Raw genomic sequence first — 20,271 nt, 5'->3', positions numbered from 1 at the left:
TTTTTAATCTGTTTTCTCCATAGAAAAGCGCTTTTTTCTCGAAGCGCACTAATTTTTCCATGAAGTTTGTCTTACTAATACGCTATTTTTTATCCTGTTTGACAGGTCTGCTTAGGATACAGTCAATAGAATTGATGAACTCGGGCTTTTCGACTCTGGTGACGAGGGACAGAACGCTTGTAAACTTCATGTTACATCCTTGTTATTTGGGATCGACTGAAAATTATTATTATCCTTAAGTAGTAAAGATACACCTAAACAATTGATATTAAAACAGTTGAAAAGTAGAGATTCATGTGCGAGTGATTCATTACGATAGCTAACCATCTTACTTTTTGTACTCTGCATTATTACGGCTCTTTCGTTGATCACCTTTACTTCATAAAAATAAACTAATCAAATATTGTTATGTTTCATTAAGGTACGCTTGTAACGACATTTTTATGTTGAGAACATTCAAAATCAACGCACTAAGCAAACTATATGAAGACTATGCTTTTCAGCTGATGAGATTATCGAGTGCATTTCTTCGGACTATTAAAGATGCAACATTTTCAGCAGCACCGATCGATACCGTCGCTTGATAGATTTGAACCGCGATCCATAGTTATTTTGATGTGTTCGCGGTTATCTTCCATCCTGTTTACTTTTCTCCTTTCTTTGACGTGCTAAATTGGTTCCATACAATTTAAATGAGCAAATACCGCTGTGAGCGCCGCAAAGTCCTCTTTCCTTTGTTTTACATCAAAGATGTCAAGCCACAAACTCGATACGAGTTTGAAAAAACAGCTTGAGCGCAGCTCAACAACTACTGCGTAGAGAACTGCTTTGTGAAACATAGCGGTTCTCGAAGCCGGAGTCAGCATCGCAGATTAACCACTTTTTTCGTTTGCTTCAGCAAACTTGCTGAGTATTGCACAGCAATAATCTGCAACCTTCGCAACACCGTTGTGAACACTGCGAGCGGGGTATCCCACGCGACGCTTTCCCCGAGCAGAAGAAAGGGAAAATAGTGGTTAATCAGCGGTAGCTGACTCCGAGCAACGCTTATGTCGAATTCGCGCAGCAATGAGTGCGTGAGCAGCGACAAGTCGCGTCAGCTCTCGCTTGCAGAAGGGTTGCTAAAACGAAGTTGTGTATGGTTTTCGTTAGAAAAACGCTGGCATTACGCAGTATGCCTAGCCTAGCGAAGCGCTGGCAGGATGCAAAGCAAACTGCTTTCCCCTGCTTATTTCCCCTCGGCTATTTCTATGTACTTGTGAAATCAAAAAAAGGAGAAGAAATGAATTACATAGAAAGAGCAATTGAAACTTCAATGCGTCACGTCTGTATATCTGCCCCTAGCGATCCGGCAGCACGGGGGTTGGTGAGAGAGAATGCTGTAATTGCAATCACTGGAGCTTTTAGCGTATCCAGTAAAACGGTTATCCAACGTCACCTAGATCTCAATCGAGAGAGCGTTAACAAACTGATTAATAGATTGAAAAAAAAAGGGGTCATATCAGTACACCCGACTTTTGCCAATACTGACCGCAGTTTTATCACCCTGAAGTCTTTCGGGGTTAGAGAGGCAGAACTTCTTTTGAATCGAGAACTGAATTTACGCTCAGACGTGAGCAGAGTGAACGAACGAAACCTCATCCATGATCTTTCAGTTCAGCTAATTGTTTTAAAGCTTGCAAAAGCGAAAAAAATCTCTGGATTCGCAACCGAACGTGACCTAGCGATACAACTTGAACATAGAGGAAATGACCCTAGGCTCGTAGATGCGCTAGTTGTCGACGCTAATACCGGCTCAAAAATAGCAATCGAAATGGAAGCATCAAACTCAAAAAATAAAAATAATGGAGATATACGACGCAGAATACTTATTAAATATCTTGAGGAACTGGAATCGAACGACGGCCTTTACGAGTTTGTGCATATGTACAGTCATCGCCAGCGGTTTCTAACACAGATAGAGAAAGCACATACTCGAATATTCGATAGTCGATGTTCTCCTTTCTCTTCCAGCCAACAACGACTGCTGCTCGATAGTATAAAATTCAAATCATCTGAATGTAGTCTAATCTATGAGCTTATGTTTAATAGTAAGCGTCAATTGAGTGATGAGAACGGTGCAGCGACAAATAAGATGAACTACATTGGACAATTAGCAGAATTAGAAAAACTCGCAAAAAACACCCAGGATAGGGTAATTGAAATTAGGTTGGACGGGTTTCGCGACGCTGGAAAAGCGCTAGGAATTTTAGAATAAGTCCTTGGAGTGACCTCTGGGAGCCTTAAAGGCTCCGCTTTTTTATGGCTTCAAGCTTCAATATGCATCGAGTATCGCAATGATAAACAATACATATTTAACGCACATACCTCTATGCACGTCGAGTCAGCAGCAGGAAAGCACTGTTGAGGTTTACGGTGCGATCAATAGTGTGCTCGCCGAAGCTCATGAAACTCTAGCGATCATGGATAAAGAGTTGTCTGACTCAGCCATTATTAAATAGTCACTTACCAAGCAAACTTTTCGTATACCTTCGTTAACCACCCTAAATAGTCGATAATATTCCGTGGCGGCAGTTACTCCACGTCCGCCTCAAGTCAATTGAATAAATTAAAGAAAGTCATAGCATACTAAGGCACATCACTGTTCGCCTTAGTTCTTTCTGCGATGCTGCAAAGAACTGTTTTAGCGTTAGCGCCTTTGCCCATTAAGCAAGATATTTAATTTCGCCCGTCGATCAAAAAAGTCAAAAAAACTAAAACTCATGGCGCGACAGAAAAAATTTCCATGCAAAAAGCTTAGTTATTTTTAGGACATCAACTAAGAGAACACAATATGAAAATAAACTATGAGAGGCTTTTTAACCGTTGTTCACGCTTTAGCCGAAAATGGATGGCACTGAGCAATTCACTAGTAGCAATAGCTGCATTAAATTCATTTTTTAATACAGCTTTTGCCATAATTGGACATTTCGACAATATCGAATACCAAGCGTTAACGGATAGATTACTACTTTTATCGTTTGGCTGCATTGCGATAGCAGTGCTATTAATTTTAGTTTCTTTATATGCTACGCATAAGCTAAGAAGCGAATAATATTGAGCACCCCAAGAGGGGTGCTTTTCTATTGCAAAATATATTGTATTAAAAAATGTTGGTTAGGTTTAGCTCCATTTGCCTGACAGCTACAAACATATAGTAGATATAGGCTCAAACAACTCCTATAGCCCGCTTAAGACAGGAACGGCCCTTCAGCGTTTACGCTTTAAACTTTCGAGTTGTGCCAAAAGCTGACGGCCATCGTCTAGAAACAGGTGGCTCTCAGATCAAGCCTGAGCTAACACAAATTAGATTAAACCTAGTTCAGGGCGGGCCAAATTTAAATTGGCAAATCGGCAGGTGGCTGATAAACATTATTGTAAAACTTGCATGGGGCACTACCAACAGGATAAAGCTGATCTCGCTTGATAAACATTAAACCTGCCATCGTTTGTACATTTACAATTTTATCTTTTACTTCAACAATAAGGCCACAGTGGCTATCTTGCCCTTCAGATAACTCGGCTCTGAAATTTGTTACTACGCTAATAAATTGTTCCATTTTTCTCTTTTGTTCTGCTTGTATTAGTGCTTTTTGCTTCTGTTTTGCTTTTATTATTAATTGCTCATCAACTATGGTTCCAGTTAAAGGAGCGTATCTACTAATAAAGCTATTGTAGCTCGATAAGTCACTGAGATTTTCATAGTCGTTAGTAAACTCTTTTTTTAGAAAGTTATCATACAGTTCTTGACCTTGAGAATATAAAACGCTGTCTTTGTAGACGTTCCATCGGTATTTAACTAAGTACGCTTTCGCATCATAAGTGTTTTTAATTTTTGCCAAAGCAGCTTGTTGCTCCTGACGTGTTCCAACCGTTCTCTTATTTCGATATTCTGCTTTTTGCTTTGCAGCTAACAACTCTTTTTGCTTAATAAAATTATCCATTTCTGTTTTTTCGGTTTCTATATCTAATTTTGCAGTGTCCAGAGCGTCTTGATAACCAGCCAAATAATCCAATAAGCCATCGAAAGAGTTAAATTTTTCCGAGAATGAAATTGCAGAAGGTAGGACTTCGCCAATTTCAAAGCCAGGAGGGGACTTTTGATTTAAAACAACATAGTCATGCTTTAAGGCTTGGTATTCTGAACTTATTTTTTTTACTGTCTCAGTAACTAAAGCCAATTGCTTTGACTGTTCATGGTTACTAGAGAAAGCGATACTTTCAGCACTACTGTATGCCTCAAAATAGTCATCTGCCTGAAAACTCACTATTACTTTGTGCCCTTTGAGCATATTAATCCCAACCATTGCAACTGTAGCAAATACATTCTCAGCGTCATATGTTCTCTCCATGAACCTTGCCTCACTCGCTGTCAAGCATGGCCTTCTCTCCGAGTCTTCCCCAGTATTAGTTACAACACACATTTCAACTGCTGAATAATTCCATAATGGCTCTTTATTACCCAAATTAACCCATGCTTGGTTTCGCGTGCTTTTATATTGATCACTTAGGGTAAAGTTTGTGAATTTATAATTATTTCCTTCTCGGATTAGCTGAGCGTATACATTATTGATATTATTTTTTTTAAAGGTACTTTTTAGCTCCTCTTGATCTCTTTTTACTCCCTGGCTTGTAGCAACACAGCCTGTTAATAAAATGGGCAGTACAGCAGTTGCGAACTTCTTCATTTAATCCTTTTCCTTTTTTTTAATTTTACTGAAGCGCAAGGAGTATATCGACTTTCTAATCGGAACTCTAACAGGGCTGTTTTAAAGTTCTTTAGGTGGTTTTTTTAATTGCTTTTTTAGCAGACAGAGCGGCGGTGTATCATTTTACAATAATGAAGGTTCGACATGAAGAAGTATTCGGTCGTGATTGTATAAGTGGTCGTGTTAACTTTTTAGCGTCTATTTGTTCTTTTTCGAGTCAGGCAAACATAGCACTTGAAATCAGTTGGAGTAGCGTATAACGAAGGTTCCGCTTATTGCCGCGAACAAAAAATGCACTGAGCCAATACTGTATTATGCTCATTCAAAATCTTGCGCTAAATATTTCCCATAAACTTTACGTTCATTTCGTAAGGGTTTACGCGCAGAATAACGATGACAAAATAACTTAAAAATACATAGTGGAATGCAGCGAACTAATCAATCATCATAATTTGCTCTACTGATTATAAATAAAGAACCTACAATTAATATCAGCATTGGTAATAAAAACCATAATTCCTGCATAACAAAATTCCTCATCTAGGACTTCTTTTTTGGATAGAACCCAAAAATTTTCCGCAGTATAAAGTTCGAAGCCAACGGCGACTCCATTACTCAAGTTCATACCTTGTTTAAAAGAATCGCAATAATGCTTGCGACATCAACTCACGTCCACTTTTTCTACACAATTTGTCATCGTAGTATCGTTCCATACCTCGAACTACTTTGCTTATGAATAGAATATTTGCCAGTGCAAAGGTCGGGTTCAAAGTTATGAAAAACGACGTAAGACAAATCCCGCTCATAGTACCTAGCACCAAGCAAATGATTTGGTGAGCTTCTAATTCACTCACAGATAGCTCCAGCTTTCATTCGATATCCCTTTTAGTATGTGTCCTTGTTTGAAAATTTAATGAATTTTTGACGAATTGCAAATTCTTTACAGCGAGATTTAATAGCACGAACTTTTTTGATGAAAGACTTCACCGCACAAAAAGGAGCTTTTAGCACATAATAAAAAAGGGCTGCAAAGCAGCCCTTAAAGTGATTCAACCTGCGTAGTCCAATCATCAATGGCTTCAGCTGAAAAGTAACGATGTTTCGTTACACCGAAAACATTTTCAAACTCTCCATCATCAACTTCATCTGAATTGATAAAACCAACGATTTGAAGCTCGAATAATAAGAACAATAAGCACCTCTCCGATGGCTCGAAATATTTCTTCCTGAACTCTTCTGGAAGCTCATTTGCGAGACCGTCTGAGATAACAAACCCGTTCGTAACAAATTGCTCGTTCTTATGTTCGTAGACGTAATCCAGTGTTTTTGGATTGAAATACCAACATAAACGGAATTTGTCGGGCCATGGTGTTCTTGTCGCTCTTTTGAACTGATGAATGAACATGATTTGCAGATCACGCTTCTGAGTCTTCTTTGTCATAGTGATGTCCTGTTTAGTAAACCTCAGGATTAACTAGTTACGACTATGGAGAATTCTGACCATTGGTATATGAGTACCAACCCAGAAACGGAAAGTTAGTTATGAATGAACAGGTAGGAAAACTTAAACTTGTACTACTGTATAATGGGACAATTATGGGACAGTTTTGGGACGCTCATTTCATGAGCAATCAATGAGTGGGGTAAGTCATTGAAAAATAGGAGAGATTGGTCGGTGTGAGAGGATTTGAACCTCCGACCCCTGACACCCCATGACAGTGCGCTACCAGGCTGCGCTACACACCGACCGAAAGAGCGAGTAATAGTACTCATATTTATTCACATTGCAACGACATTTAACAAATAGCGCCGTTAAGCGCCTAATTGCTAACCAGTTTCACGCAAGCGTTAGATAACAAACACCGGTAACCACCATTGCCACCAGTACGTTCAGCACTATTCCTTCGCGCGCCATCGTCTTTATATCGAACTTGTCAGTAGAATAAGCAATGGCATTGGGTGCGGTTGCAACAGGCAGCATAAAGGCACAGCTGGCGCTAATTGCTGCTGGTATCATTAGTAATTTGGGGTCTACACCTACTGCTAAACCTGCTGCAGCCAAAATAGGCATTAGCAATGTAGAAGTGGCGGTATTAGACGTAATTTCGGTTAAAAACGTCACAAACAAGCAAATGCCAAGTACTAAAAGTAACACCGGAAATGTCGACAAGCCCGTTAACCATGTGCCCATTAACACGCTTAAGCCCGAGGCGCTAAACGCCTTCGCTATACAAATACCACCAGCGAACAGTAGCAGCATGCCCCACGGAATATCATTGGCGGTTTTCCAGTCTAGCAGTTTGTCCCTATGGCCTTTGGCGTCTATTTGGCCGTTATCGTTACCACTGTTCGTTAAAAACATAGCGGCAGCGCCTGCTACTGCAATAGTGCTATCGCTTATGGTGCTTATACCAATCCATGCGGTCCAAAACGGGCGAAACACCCACGCCATAGCAACGGTGCCAAATATCATCAACACACGTTTTTCTGCTGTAGTCCATGTACCTGGCTCAGGTAGGTTAATTGCGCCTACTTGTTTAAGCCCTCGCGCCAACCACAGTGCCATAATCGGCACGCCTATAATTACAATAGGCACACCGGTTTTCATCCACTCTATAAAGCTATATTCACTGCCTAATGTTTCTTCATAAACGCTCATGAAAATAATATTCGGTGGTGTGCCAATAGGTGTACCAACACCACCTAAACTGGCTGAATAGGCAATACCCAAAATAAGCGCTATGCCGAAACGAGGGTTGTCTACTGCGTTAATAATGGCAATGGCCATAGGCAGCATCATTAATATGGTGGCTGTGTTGCTAATCCACATGCTTAGTACCGCAGTGGTAAGCATAAAACCAAGGATTAACTTCAGGGCGCTACCACTGCCGGTAATACGCAGCATATAGATAGCAAAACGTTTGTGTAAATTGGCGCGCTCTAGCCCTTTTGAGAGCATAAAAGCAGCCATTAATAAAATGATAACGTGGCTACCAAGAGAAGACGCCGCCTCGCTGTGCGACAGCACACCAAACAGCGGGAATAGCGCAAAAGGCAGCATTGATGTGGCAGGTATGGGCAGAGCCTCTGTTACCCATAAAACAGCAACGAAAAGTGTGATGGCCGCTGTAAGAAAAATATCGCTAGGCTGACCTGCAAACCACAACCCTGCCCCACTAAGCACACTTACTATAAAAGCCAGCAATACAATGAGGTTTTTGCTGGTCGCTTTCTTACCGGCTGTATTGTGAGGGGCTGAAGCAGTTGGCGGAGTTTTTGGCATTAGCTGTCAGTTACCTATTTTTTATTTGCTCTCGTCATCTGACGAAATACGGCTTGCTACTGCGCCAGCTTGCCCTTTGTACTTGGCATCTAAACGCGCGTTATAGGGCTTTTCGGCTGGTGCAGACAGCACCTCAAAGCTCAACGCACCAATTTTCATTTTTGGACGAAGTGCTAGTGGTAGTTTTCCGCTGTTATAGAATTCAAGCACAATATTGCCTGACCAACCTGGGTCGATTCGATGGGCCGTTACGTGCACCATTAACCCCAAACGCGCTAAAGACGAGCGACCGTCTAACCAACCAACAATGTTATCTGGCAATGTTACCGACTCATGAGTAATTGCTAATGCAAGTTCGCCTGGGTGTAAAAAGAACGCTTTGCCTTCTTCAAGTTCAATTTCATCGCTCATTACTTGATCAAGCGCTTCTTGAACCTGGGCTTTTGGGCCGCTTAGGTCGATAAATGGCGCTTGATGATCTTCAAATACGCGAAATTTATTACCAAGGCGAATATCCACTGTCACGCCGCTGATTTGATCGTAGCTTGGCGATGGGTCAATTTTAATTTTCCCGTCTTGTAGATATTGGTAAATGTCGCGGTCGCACAAACGCATGGTGTATTCCTCTGTAAATTAGGCGGCTATTATGCGTATGTCGCCTGCGCCAATCAACTGTACGGCTTAAGGATTTAATGGGTTTTTATTAAATAATTGCCAATTTATTTTCCAACAATACCAATAGGGTCGCCTTTTATATGTTTCACACCAGACTTTCTAGGCGGCACTGTTAGCGCTAGTTGCATTGATAACGCACGTGCTGCTTCTCTATAACTTTCACTTAAAGGGCTATCGGGCGTGGCTACAAGTAATGGGGTTCCGGCATCGCCATGCTCTCGAATATGAATATCTAAAGGCAACTGCCCTAAAAGCGGTAAACCATGGCGCTCGGCAAGTGCTTCGCCGCCATCTTTTGAGAACACATAGTCTTTGGTACCACAGGCTCTACACTGGTAATAACTCATGTTTTCAACTAGTCCCAATACAGGCACGTTCACTTTTTCAAACATGCTAATACCTTTTTGGGCATCGGCAAGCGCTAGGTCTTGCGGTGTGGTAACCACAATTGACGCCGTTAAGGGCACCTGCTGCGCCATAGTTAACTGAATATCACCGGTGCCTGGCGGCATATCTACAATTAAGTAATCCAGCACAGGCCATAATGTTTCATCTAATAACTGTTTTAACGCTCGGCTAGCCATTGGCCCTCGCCATACCGCCGCATCTTCCTGCGGCACCAAGTAGCCAATGGAGTTTGCGGCCATACCGTGTGCTTCAAGTGGCTGCATATGCTTGTTGTCTTCACTCGATGGATGAGCATCGGTGTTACCCAGCATAATGGGGATAGACGGGCCATAAATGTCGGCATCTAAAATACCTACTTTGGCACCTTCTTGCATAAGGGCAAAGGCAAGGTTTACCGTGGTTGTAGACTTACCTACCCCACCCTTACCCGACGCTACCGCAATAATGTTTTTCACGTTAGTAACTGGCGCTACCTCTGTTTCACCACTAGCCACGCTTGTTTTGAATATAAGTTGCGTTTCATCAAGTGCGCCTTTTAGCTGCTTTATCACTTCATGTTTTAGCGTTTCTAACTGTGTGGCAATACAAAATGGCAGCGTTACCGTAACCCCTTCGCTCTCGTTCTCAGGTTTACTGAACTTGCACCAAGGTAAGGTATCTTCGGCGTCTAATGAAAAATACTTGGCCAAAATAGCAGCAACTTTTTGTGTTAAAGGCGAGGCTTTGCGAGAAAAGAACATAAAATGCCTTACTAGGTTTAGATTTGTGTGAATTACGTAATGCAAAAAACGCGGTTTTCCGCTAGTATTTGCAGCCATTTTGAAACGCAAAGAATCAATAACGTCATTATGTCAGAAAAACGCCGAATTCTGGTAACCAGTGCGTTGCCATACGCAAATGGCTCTATTCATTTAGGCCACTTGCTAGAACACATTCAAACCGACATCTGGACTCGTTTTCAGCGCCTTCGCGGAAACGAATGTTACAGTGTTTGTGCCGACGATGCACACGGTACGCCAGTAATGCTAAAAGCCCAAGAGCTGGGTATTACTCCAGAAGAAATGGTGGCAAGAACGCGTGCTGAACATCATCAAGACCTTGTTGATTTCCACGTTGATTACGACAACTACTATGTTACCCATTCGCCAGAAAACAAGGCGTTGTGTGAAGAAATTTACACGCGTTTAGACAATGCAGGTTACATAAGCAAGCGCACTATTAACCAGTTATTCGACCCTGAAAAAGAAATGTTCCTGCCGGATCGTTTTGTAAAGGGTACGTGCCCAAGCTGTGGCGCAGAAGATCAAAACGGCGACAGCTGTGACGTATGTGGCGCAACATACAGCCCAACAGAAGTTAAGAACCCTCGCAGTGTTGTTTCTGGTGCTACACCAGTACTGCGTGAATCTGAGCACTTCTTCTTCGACTTGCCAAAATTTGAAGGCATGCTGAAAGAATGGATCCGCTCTGGTGCCCTTCAAGAAGAAATGGCGAACAAACTACAGGAGTGGTTCACTGAAGGTCTTCAGCAGTGGGACATTAGCCGTGATGCGCCGTATTTTGGTTTTGAAATTCCAGGGGCGCCAAACAAGTTCTTCTACGTATGGGTGGATGCACCCGTTGGCTACATGGCAAGTTTTAAAAACTTCTGCGACCAAAACAACCTTGAGTTTGACGACTTCTGGAAAGCCGACTCAGACGCAGAGCTATACCACTTCATTGGTAAAGACATTACGTATTTCCACTGTCTATTCTGGCCTGCCATGCTAGAAGGTGCGGGTTACCGCAAACCTACTGGCGTGAATATTCATGGTTTTGTAACGGTAAATGGCGCGAAAATGTCGAAGTCGCGCGGCACGTTTATTAAAGGCCGTACTTACCTAGACCACCTGAACCCAGAATATCTGCGTTATTACTTTGCGTCTAAGCTTGGCGATGGCGTAACTGACATCGACCTAAACTTTACAGACTTCGCGCAAAAAGTGAATTCAGACCTAGTAGGTAAAGTGGTAAATATTGCTAGCCGCTGTGCAAGCTTCATCACTAAGCGTTTCGATGGCAAATTGTCTGACAACGTGATTGAGCCAGAGCTTATTGCTGAATTCCAAAACGCATCTGAAAGCATTGCTGCACTGTTTGAAAAGCGTAAATACCACCAAGCCGTGCGTGAAATTATGGCTTTGGCCGATAAAGCAAACCAGTTTATCGACAACAACGCACCTTGGGTAACCATCAAAGACGAGACTAAGCAGCAGTTTACACACGATGTGTGCTCGCTGGGTATCAACATGTTCCGTTTGTTGGTTATTTACTTAAAGCCTGTGCTGCCAGTACTTGCAGAAAAAGCAGAAGGATTCTTAAACGACAAGTTCGACTGGAATTCACTACAAACCCTATTAACAGGCCACGCCATCAACAAGTTTAAACCTATGATGCAGCGTGTAGAGATGGAGAAAATTGACGCCATGGTTGAAGATTCAAAAGAAAGCCTAGCGCCAGCAGCTCCGGCTATCGACCCTGACAGCCCACTAGCTAAAGATCCGATTAGCGATACTATCTCGTTTGATGAGTTCGCTAAGGTAGACTTGCGTATTGCACGCATCGCCAAAGCGGAGCACGTTGAAAAAGCAGACAAGCTGCTTCGCTTAGAACTGGATTTAGGCGGCGAAACTAAACAGGTATTCGCAGGTATTAAATCGGCCTACGCACCAGAAGCGCTTATTGGTAAGCACACGGTAATGGTGGCTAACCTTGCCCCGCGTAAAATGCGCTTTGGTATGAGTGAAGGCATGGTATTAGCTGCGGGCCCTGGTGGCGATGAGCTATATATCCTTGAGCCACACGAAGGTGCGAAACCAGGTATGCGAGTTAAATAACGCGTGAACTAGGTATAAACCTGGGCTCAAACCTGACTAAAACTAGAAAGCCATGAACAGGCGCTATTTAGCCCTTTCATGGCTTTTTTGTTTAAGCGTCATAAGCAAAACTCGTCACTGCAGCCTCTGTGTTAGCGCTTTATTACTTCTCTAATACCTTTCTTACCCGCCAGCAGTTTATTTGCTTGCTAGCCTGCTTGCAGACGAAGCCCTAGCACTTGCACCTACAGCAGAAAACTGAGGTTTTAACTTCTTTTTCGGCTTAATGGCGGTCATAGGAATAACGCGTTTTTTAGCGAGAATAACATACACCGCGCTACACCATGGTAAATAGGAAGATAAATAATGCTGAAGCCTTGCCGCCCCTTTCCACTTTTGTTGGAAGAACAGCGTTGAAAACAGTACTTGCCGTTGCTCAACAATTTCAAACCCCAAAAGCTGCAGCCAGTCTTTAATTCTGTAGCTGGTAAAAAAGCGCGCATCGTGCAGCACGTTGTCTCGTTTTACCGGCAAATATTTAGCAATACCGGCTAAGCTAAGCGGGTTAAAACCACTGATAATAACGTACCCGTTCTGTGTTATTACACGGTCAACTTCGCGCAGTATTTCATGTGGATCTTGAGCAAAATCAAGCTCGTTTGCCAGCACAAAGCCGTCGATGCTGTTTTCAGAAAACGGTAGGCAATGAGAATGACCCACTACATAACTTTCACTGTCTTTTTTATTAAGAGGTTGCTGGTGTGATTTAGTAAGCAACTGCGGTGTGTAGTTTATGTGGTGCCTTATTGGGCTATTATTTAGTGAAATGCAGGAACTAAGCGCACCAATTTTGGCAAAGTGATAACCAAAAATGCGTTCAGCAAAATCGTTACACACCTCCGATATAGCGTGTTGTATATGCTCACCTGCTGGAAAGTCGCCCCAGCTTTCAGGGTAACGTAGAGGCTTTGCTTTAAACGCCGATTTCATTATCACTGAAGCACGCTCTTTGGTTGCTCTGTTAGTAACAAGCTCCTATAGTAACGCATAATTTCACCTACACAAGCAGGCAAAACATGGCAGCGAATACCTTACCTTCTGGTGTGTCTATCTACCCTATTCCGGCGTTTACCGACAATTACATTTGGTGTGTACATAACGAAAAGCATGCCGTAGTTGTTGACCCTGGTGACGCCGAGCCAGTGCTTGCTTATTTAAAGAAAAACAACTTAAGCCTTTCAGCGGTGCTTATCACTCATCACCACAGAGATCACACTGGCGGTATTGCGAAGCTGGCATCAGCACTTCCCGATTTACCCATAATTGGCCCTAGAGGTGGGCATATTCGCGGCATTACTAAGTCGGTCTCGCAAGGCGATGCGGTAGCGCTGCCGCTGCTTTCAATGTCTCTACATGTAATGGAAGTACCAGGTCACACGCTTGATCACATCGCTTTTTTAGGCCATGGCTTAGTGTTTTGTGGTGACACTCTATTTTCTGCTGGTTGTGGGCGATTATTTGAAGGCTCACCTGAACAAATGCATCATTCGCTAAACAAGCTGAAGCGACTGCCCGAAGACACGCAAATTTATTGCACCCATGAATATACAAGGGCCAACGTAAACTTTGCACTCGCGGTAGAGCCAAACAATGCCGCTTTACAGCAATATAGTGACTGGGTTGATATCAAGCGCGCGGCTGACGAACCAACGCTGCCCACCACGCTAGGCCAACAAAAAGCAATTAACCCCTTTTTACGTTCACATGAACTTTCTGTTAAAACCTCTGCCGAAGCATTCAGTGAACAATCATTAAATGATGACATAGCAGTATTTGCTGCTGTTCGTCGCTGGAAAGATGAGTTTTGATGCAAAAGCAGGCTACTTCACGTAAAATGACGGGTTTGCAGTGCTTTACGAGGTTTCTTCATAAATGCAGTTGAAGTTTTTTCCGCTATCGCCTTTGCTGTTGGCGATAGGCCTTTCAGGTTGTCAATTAACTGATACCAACAACACCGATGCACAATTAACAGGTACAGTAGATAATGAGCCACCAGCGTTACAAGCCTGCTCTGAGCTTCATGAAAGCGAAGAGGCTATCGCCGATTGTGAGCTAGCACGCGATGGGGTAATTGAAGTTGTTCACCCTAATGACGACCTGCTAGAAGAAACTGCACAAGGTGTAGATGTGCCAGAAGCACAGCCAGAAATCGTGATAACCGACGTATGGGAGCGTGCAAGCGCGAAATTCCAGCTAGACATTCCAGACGTTGATCGCGTAAACGCACAGCGTAGATGGTATTTAAAACACCCTGAATACATGTCTCGCGTTGTAAAACGCGCGAAACCTTTCCTCTTTTATATCGCTGAAGAAATTGAAAAGCGTGAAATGCCGATGGAATTAGTGCTGCTACCTATTGTAGAAAGCGCCTTCGACCCGTTTGCATATTCGCATGGTCGCGCCGCAGGTATGTGGCAGTTTATTCCGGGCACGGGTAAACGCTTTGGTATGGATCAAACATGGTGGTATGACGGGCGCCGTGACGTTATTGCCTCAACACAAGGTGCGTTAGATTACCTGACTTACCTTAATAAAATGTTCGACGGTAACTGGCTTCACGCATTAGCAGCCTATAACAGCGGCGAAGGACGAGTGATGCGCGCTATAAAGGCTAACAAGCGCGCTGGTAAACCAACCGACTTCTTCAGTTTAAATTTACCAAAAGAAACACGTGCTTATGTGCCTAAACTTTTGGCACTGGCTGACATTCTAAAGCATAAAGATGAGTACGCATTCAAATGGCCTGAAGTGGAAAACGTGCCGGTTATTGATGTGGTAGACACTGGCTCTCAGGTAGATCTTGCGTTTGCTGCCGACCTTGCAGGCATAAGTTTAAAAGAACTGCACGGCCTAAACCCTGGTTTTAATCGCTGGGCAACATCGCCCGATGGTCCACACCGACTCGTACTTCCAATTGATAAAGCGGATTCGTTCGCAAATGCGCTGGCAAATATCGACAAAAAAGAGCGCTTAAATTGGGTGCGTCATACCGTTAAGTCTGGTGACAGCCTTAGTAAAATTGCGCAGCAATATCACACCACCGTTAAAGTGATTAAGCAGGTAAATGAATTAGATGGCTCGATGATACGCGTTGGCCAGGCCATTATGGTGCCAGTGGCATTGCAAGAATTGAACAGCTACTCTTTATCACAAGAGCAGCGTCTTGCTAGCCTACAAAGCAATCGCTCGTCGAAACAGAAAATACGCCACACTGTGCAGTCAGGTGATACGCTTTGGGATATTGCGCGTAAATATAAGGTAAGTACTAAGCAGTTGGCAAAATGGAACGGCATGGCACCGGGCGATACCTTACGCCTAGGTAAAACCTTGGTAATATGGCAAGAAGGTAAATCTGATGCCGGCGTGACCAAGCGTTTAACCTATACCGTTAGAAACGGCGATTCATTGTCTAGAATTGCCAGCAAGTTTAACGTGAAGGTAAGCGACATCAGCAAATGGAATGCGTTAAACACAAAACGCTACCTACAGCCGGGTCAAAAGCTTAAGCTTTATGTTGACGTAACGCGACTTAGCGAGTCGGGTTAAACGCCTCGATACTGGCGTACAAGTTATCGACTAATTGGGATACGGATATGCTAAGAGTGAATCGAGAGAACTTGCGCAACAGCCACGAAACACCGTGGCTTGTGCTAGATTTGGTTATGCTGGGTGTGTTGTTTATAAACCTTGCATTGCTAATTTTTGATTCGCTGTACGCCACTGATTTTATCTATGGGCAGCTGGATGCCCACTTCCCTGCCCTAATCGACACCTATGATCCTGTTCACAATAACTTTATTCTGGTCGACCTCGTCTTTATTGGTATTTTCTTCACTGAATTTTGCTTTCGCTGGATTGTAGCGGTAGTAAGAAAAGAGCATCTTAGATGGTACTTTTTTCCCTTCCTTCATTGGTATGACATTGTTGGGCTAATACCAACAGGTCCAACAAGGCTATTTCGCTTTTTACGTATACTGTCTATTTTGCACCGTTTGCACAAATACAAGATTATCAATTTGAATGAAACCGCCATATTTCGATTCTTTGCTTTCTACGCCGACGTTTTTGTTGAAGAACTAAGCGATAGAATTGTAGTAAAAGTATTAAGCGATGCGCAGAAAGACATTTCGGCAGGCTCGCCGTTACTAGACGATATTAATGAGCAGGTATTAGCACCCAGACGCCCAGTAATTACACAGTGGCTTGCGGGCGTGATTAATCACTTAGGTCAGTCACTAAATAGTGACGAGCACGGAGAGGTTATTCGCGAGCACGTTCGTAAAAGTGTGGGCAAGGCAGTGCGTGAAAACGCGCAAGTGTCTACATTGAATTACCTGCCTGTTATCGGAAAGACGATTGAAAACACCCTTGAAGCATCGGTAACCGACATTGTCACCAAATCGCTAGTGAACTTGCTTAACGATTTAGACTCAGACCGTATCGATCACTTTATATCTGTTGGACTTCACGATTACACCCCTTCGGCCGACGCACTAGATAAAGAAGTATTAAACGTGGTGAACGAGTGTATTGAGCTTGTAAAAGCCCACGTTTCACAGCAGCGCTGGAAATCGGAGCTATTGAAAAAAGAGTCTGCGATACCAACAGACAATCCTGAATTGTAGCGCTCTAGCCTTTATCTATAGTCCTTCACTGACTTTGTTATGGCTTCCAAGAGAGAAGCATACGTTAGCCCACGTTATTTTTCGTTTTAAACGACTTGTTCAGATAACATGCATATAAACTAAATATAATAAAACAATGGAATATCAAGATAATAAGAAAATAAGGGAACACATGAGCAACACATCTAAAGTAGTCAACTTTGCAAAAGTACTCTTTACCTTTACTGCTATTAGCCTGTCTACCGGCTGTATGATTATTTTACCTACCTCAAGTACTTCTACTAACCAATCTGCAGACGAGATAGCCGAACGTATTGAGTATTACGGCAGTCGTTGTTGGTCAAGCTTACGGTTACCCATAGATAAAGATATTGCAGTAAAAAAATATGAGACTCAGCGCGGATACAAAGTAACCGCCAGTAGAATGGAAGGCAGCACGCCACAATACCCTTTTCTTCATGTCACTATTACAAGAAACGGAAGTGGCAGCGACGTGTTAGTACGAGAAGGTGAATTCAACTTAGGCTCAGATTTAAACCTAAGTGATGATGTACAGCGCTGGATAAATGGCGACAGTGGCTGCTAGCACTTAACACCGTAATTAATAGTGATACCTTAAACATAGCATCACAAAAAAGCCCACAAACGTGGGCTTTTCTATTTTATGTAACAGTAAGGCTTACGCTTTACGCCACGTAGTGCCATTAGGACCGTCTTCAAGTACTACGCCTTTGGCAGTAAGCGCGTCTCTGGCAGCATCTGCTGCCGCCCAGTCTTTTGCGGCACGTGCATCGTTACGCTGTTTAATTAACGCTTCAATTTCTGCCGCTTCATCATCGTTACCTTCACCACCTTTTAAGTAAGCATCAGGGTCGCTTTGCAACATACCTAAAATAGCACCCAACCCTTTAAGTACGGCGGCCAACTTACCCGCTTCTTCGGCATTGTCTTTTTGACGATTAAGCTCACGAGCTACATCAAACAACACTGAAAATGCTTCAGGCACGTTTAAATCATCGTTCATTGCAGACTCGAAACGGGCCAAATAACCACCATGTGACAAGTCAGTGCTTTCATCGACTGTTACACCACGAAGTGCTGTATACAAACGTTCTAGCGCGGCCTTAGCCTGAGTAATATTATCTTGTGAGTAGCTTAACTGGCTGCGGTAATGTGCCGACATTAAAAAGAAACGTAGTGTTTCTGAATCATGTTCTTTTAGCACGTCGCGAAGCGTAAAGAAGTTACCTAGCGACTTCGACATTTTCTCGTCGTTTACCTGCACCATTCCAGCGTGCATCCACACATTTACATAGGGTGTGTCGTAAGCGCAGCATGACTGAGCAATTTCATTTTCATGGTGTGGGAAAGTTAAATCAGAACCACCACCGTGAATGTCAAAGTGCGCGCCTAAATGCTTATGATTCATGGCTGAACATTCAATGTGCCAACCCGGGCGGCCTTCTCCCCAAGGTGACGCCCAAGCTGGCTCACCTGGCTTCGTGGTTTTCCATAATACGAAGTCCAACGGGTCGTCTTTATCAGCAACCACTTCTACGCGGGCACCAGATTTCAATTGTTCAAGATCTTGCTTGCTAAGCTTGCCGTAGTCGTCGTATTTGCTAACGTCGAATAACACATCGCCATTTGCTGCTTGATAGGCATAGCCTTTATCTACTAAGCGCGCTATTAACTCGATTATTTCATCCATATGCCCGCTAACCGTCGGTTCTACGTCTGGTTCAAGCAGGTTAATGGCAGCAAAGTCTTCGTGCATCATACCAATAGTGCGCGCTGTTAACGCTTCAAAGCTTTCGCCATTTTCATTAGCACGAGCAATAATTTTGTCGTCAATATCGGTGATATTGCGAACGTATTTTACCTCTAAACCCAGGTGACGCATGTAACGTACAAGCACATCAAAGCTTAAATACGTGCGTGCATGCCCCATGTGGCTTAGGTCGTATACAGTGATACCACACACATACAAACCCACTTTCCCTTCTTCAAGCGGAACAAACTTCGCTTTTTCACGGGTTCGGGTGTTGTAAAGATGTAGCATATTTCTGTTTCCTGTATCTGTATTTTTGGGTCGCAAAGTGTAGCACCGTCATTGTTCAAATGGTATTGCAAATACGAAGGCTTTTATCGCTAAACTCGCATTTGCACTACTATTAACGGGTGTTTTTACGATACTATTACGCTTACACTTTTACATTTACACAGGACAAACCACAATGGTTACACTAAAAACGAACTTTGGTGACATCAAACTTGAACTATTTGAAGACAAGGCGCCTAAAACAGTTGCTAACTTTATCTCGTATGTAGAAGACGGTTTTTTCGATAACACTATCTTTCACCGTGTTATTAACAACTTTATGATCCAAGGTGGTGGCTTCACTCCTGACATGGAACAGAAAGATACTAAAGATCCTATTGAAAACGAAGCTGACAACGGCGTAGCAAACGAAGCTGGTACTATTGCTATGGCGCGTACCCAAGACCCACATTCTGCTACAGCACAGTTTTTCATTAACGTAAACAATAACGACTTCCTAAATCACTCTGCTAAGAACGTGAATGGTTGGGGCTACTGCGCATTTGGTAAGGTAGTTGAAGGCATGGACGTAGTTGAAAAGATTAAAGCAGTTAAAACTGGCAATCACGGTTATCACCAAGATGTGCCGGTTGAGCCTGTAATCATTGAATCTGCAACCGTCTCTGCATAAGTCTACGTTGATCCTGCGTAAAGCCGCGTCATTCGATGCGGCTTTTTAATCTACTACGAGTGTTTAATACGTTATATGTCGATTACCTATTTTATTGCCGACCTTCATTTAAGTGATGAACGCCCAGACATAACCGACTGCCTAATGCGCTTTTTAAATGAAGAAGCCATAAATGCAGACGCACTATACGTGTTAGGTGACTTATTTGAAGTATGGATTGGCGACGACAATATAACGCCCTTTAATACCGCCATTGCAAAGGCTTTTAAACAAGTAAGCACACATTGCCCTGTTTATTTTATTCACGGTAATCGCGACTTCGCTATACGCGAAACCTGGTTAAAAAAAGCGGGAATGACGCTGCTTAATGAACAAGAAGTCATTGATTTATACGGCACACCCACACTGTTAACTCATGGCGACGAACTTTGTACCAAAGACGTGGCTTATCAAAAATTCCGTAAGAAGTCTCGTGGGTGGTGGTGGCCAAGGCTTATGCTGGCACTACCGCTTTGGTATCGACAGCGTGTGGCAGAAAATGGGCGCGCAAAAAGTAAAGCGAACCAGCAAAACTTAAAGCCTGAAATTATGGATGTAACGCCAGAGGAAGTAGTGAAAGTAATGGAAAAATGGGGAGTACAGCGCATGATCCATGGTCATACTCACAGACCTAACATTCATTCTTTAACCGCTAATGGCAAACCGGCATCACGCATTGTATTAGGCGATTGGTACGACCAAGGCAGCGTGTTAAAAGTCACACCAAATGAAGTAACGCTTACCCAGCACTCTTTTAAATAGTCGAATACGTTCATTTACATTTCTATACTAAAGTTCCAGCGCTTTCACTGGTTTAAATTTTAGTCTGTGGTATAACGTTATAAA

16 protein-coding genes and 1 tRNA gene are annotated in these 20,271 nt (G+C 43.0%); 9 read left to right on the top strand and 8 right to left on the bottom strand.

Annotated features, from left to right (window positions below; translation table 11 throughout):
* Positions 1 to 1,138 precede the first annotated feature (1,138 nt).
* On the top strand, positions 1,139 to 2,257 hold the full coding sequence (locus V7R35_RS10985; protein WP_334014869.1) for a hypothetical protein: 1,119 nt from the start codon (positions 1,139 to 1,141) through the stop codon (positions 2,255 to 2,257).
* A gap of 79 nt (positions 2,258 to 2,336) precedes the next feature.
* Complete coding sequence (locus V7R35_RS10980; RefSeq protein ID WP_156844054.1) at positions 2,337 to 2,501, top strand: hypothetical protein; 165 nt, start codon at positions 2,337 to 2,339, stop codon at positions 2,499 to 2,501.
* Positions 2,502 to 3,377: 876 nt separating this feature from the next.
* On the opposite strand, the gene V7R35_RS10975 is transcribed toward V7R35_RS10980, so the two are convergent.
* The 6 genes from V7R35_RS10975 to apbC form a co-directional block, all read right to left on the bottom strand.
* Positions 3,378 to 4,727 (bottom strand): hypothetical protein, encoded by a 1,350-nt coding sequence (locus tag V7R35_RS10975; RefSeq protein WP_334014867.1) that lies wholly within the window; start codon positions 4,725 to 4,727, stop codon positions 3,378 to 3,380.
* 1,060 nt (positions 4,728 to 5,787) lie between these two features.
* A complete protein-coding gene (locus V7R35_RS10970) occupies positions 5,788 to 6,189 on the bottom strand; it encodes a hypothetical protein (protein WP_334014866.1) in 402 nt (133 codons plus the stop codon).
* 228 nt (positions 6,190 to 6,417) lie between these two features.
* Positions 6,418 to 6,494, bottom strand: a tRNA-Pro gene (locus V7R35_RS10965).
* Between the two features lie 91 nt (positions 6,495 to 6,585).
* Positions 6,586 to 8,031, bottom strand: coding sequence for an SLC13 family permease (locus tag V7R35_RS10960; protein ID WP_334014865.1), 1,446 nt, complete (start codon positions 8,029 to 8,031; stop codon positions 6,586 to 6,588).
* Between the two features lie 21 nt (positions 8,032 to 8,052).
* Positions 8,053 to 8,646, bottom strand: a complete 594-nt coding sequence (dcd, locus tag V7R35_RS10955) for a dCTP deaminase (protein WP_334014864.1) — start codon at positions 8,644 to 8,646, stop codon at positions 8,053 to 8,055.
* Positions 8,647 to 8,750: 104 nt separating this feature from the next.
* Positions 8,751 to 9,854, bottom strand: a complete 1,104-nt coding sequence (gene apbC / locus V7R35_RS10950) for an iron-sulfur cluster carrier protein ApbC (RefSeq protein ID WP_334014863.1) — start codon at positions 9,852 to 9,854, stop codon at positions 8,751 to 8,753.
* 108 nt (positions 9,855 to 9,962) lie between these two features.
* Between apbC and metG the strand changes: the two genes are divergently transcribed.
* Entirely contained in the window at positions 9,963 to 11,990 is a 2,028-nt protein-coding gene (gene metG, locus V7R35_RS10945; RefSeq protein ID WP_334014862.1) for a methionine--tRNA ligase, read from the top strand.
* A gap of 177 nt (positions 11,991 to 12,167) precedes the next feature.
* On the opposite strand, the gene V7R35_RS10940 is transcribed toward metG, so the two are convergent.
* The gene (locus tag V7R35_RS10940) at positions 12,168 to 12,959 is read right to left on the bottom strand and encodes a methyltransferase domain-containing protein (protein ID WP_334015016.1); all 792 of its coding nucleotides are present in this window, start codon (positions 12,957 to 12,959) and stop codon (positions 12,168 to 12,170) included.
* Positions 12,960 to 13,045: 86 nt separating this feature from the next.
* Between V7R35_RS10940 and gloB the strand changes: the two genes are divergently transcribed.
* The 4 genes from gloB (at position 13,046) to V7R35_RS10920 (ending at position 17,240) form a co-directional block, all read left to right on the top strand.
* Positions 13,046 to 13,837 (top strand): hydroxyacylglutathione hydrolase, encoded by a 792-nt coding sequence (gene gloB, locus V7R35_RS10935; RefSeq protein ID WP_334014861.1) that lies wholly within the window; start codon positions 13,046 to 13,048, stop codon positions 13,835 to 13,837.
* 64 nt (positions 13,838 to 13,901) lie between these two features.
* Positions 13,902 to 15,575, top strand: coding sequence for a lytic transglycosylase (locus tag V7R35_RS10930; protein WP_334014860.1), 1,674 nt, complete (start codon positions 13,902 to 13,904; stop codon positions 15,573 to 15,575).
* Between the two features lie 47 nt (positions 15,576 to 15,622).
* Positions 15,623 to 16,654 (top strand): ion transporter, encoded by a 1,032-nt coding sequence (locus tag V7R35_RS10925; protein WP_334014859.1) that lies wholly within the window; start codon positions 15,623 to 15,625, stop codon positions 16,652 to 16,654.
* A 172-nt stretch (positions 16,655 to 16,826) separates the two neighbouring features.
* Entirely contained in the window at positions 16,827 to 17,240 is a 414-nt protein-coding gene (locus V7R35_RS10920; RefSeq protein ID WP_334014858.1) for a halomucin, read from the top strand.
* 93 nt (positions 17,241 to 17,333) lie between these two features.
* On the opposite strand, the gene cysS is transcribed toward V7R35_RS10920, so the two are convergent.
* Positions 17,334 to 18,716 (bottom strand): cysteine--tRNA ligase, encoded by a 1,383-nt coding sequence (gene cysS, locus V7R35_RS10915; RefSeq protein WP_334014857.1) that lies wholly within the window; start codon positions 18,714 to 18,716, stop codon positions 17,334 to 17,336.
* A gap of 175 nt (positions 18,717 to 18,891) precedes the next feature.
* On the opposite strand from cysS, the gene V7R35_RS10910 reads away from it, so the two are divergent.
* Together V7R35_RS10910 and lpxH are read left to right on the top strand one after the other, a co-directional pair.
* Positions 18,892 to 19,386, top strand: coding sequence for a peptidylprolyl isomerase (locus V7R35_RS10910; protein ID WP_334014856.1), 495 nt, complete (start codon positions 18,892 to 18,894; stop codon positions 19,384 to 19,386).
* Between the two features lie 75 nt (positions 19,387 to 19,461).
* Positions 19,462 to 20,187: a UDP-2,3-diacylglucosamine diphosphatase gene (lpxH, locus tag V7R35_RS10905; protein ID WP_334014855.1), complete on the top strand. Its 726-nt coding sequence runs from the start codon at positions 19,462 to 19,464 to the stop codon at positions 20,185 to 20,187.
* Positions 20,188 to 20,271 lie beyond the last annotated feature (84 nt).

Origin of the sequence: Alteromonas sp. S167 (assembly GCF_036864375.1) — a bacterium.
GTDB lineage: Bacteria > Pseudomonadota > Gammaproteobacteria > Enterobacterales > Alteromonadaceae > Alteromonas.
This window is presented reverse-complemented; position numbering and strand designations above follow the sequence as displayed.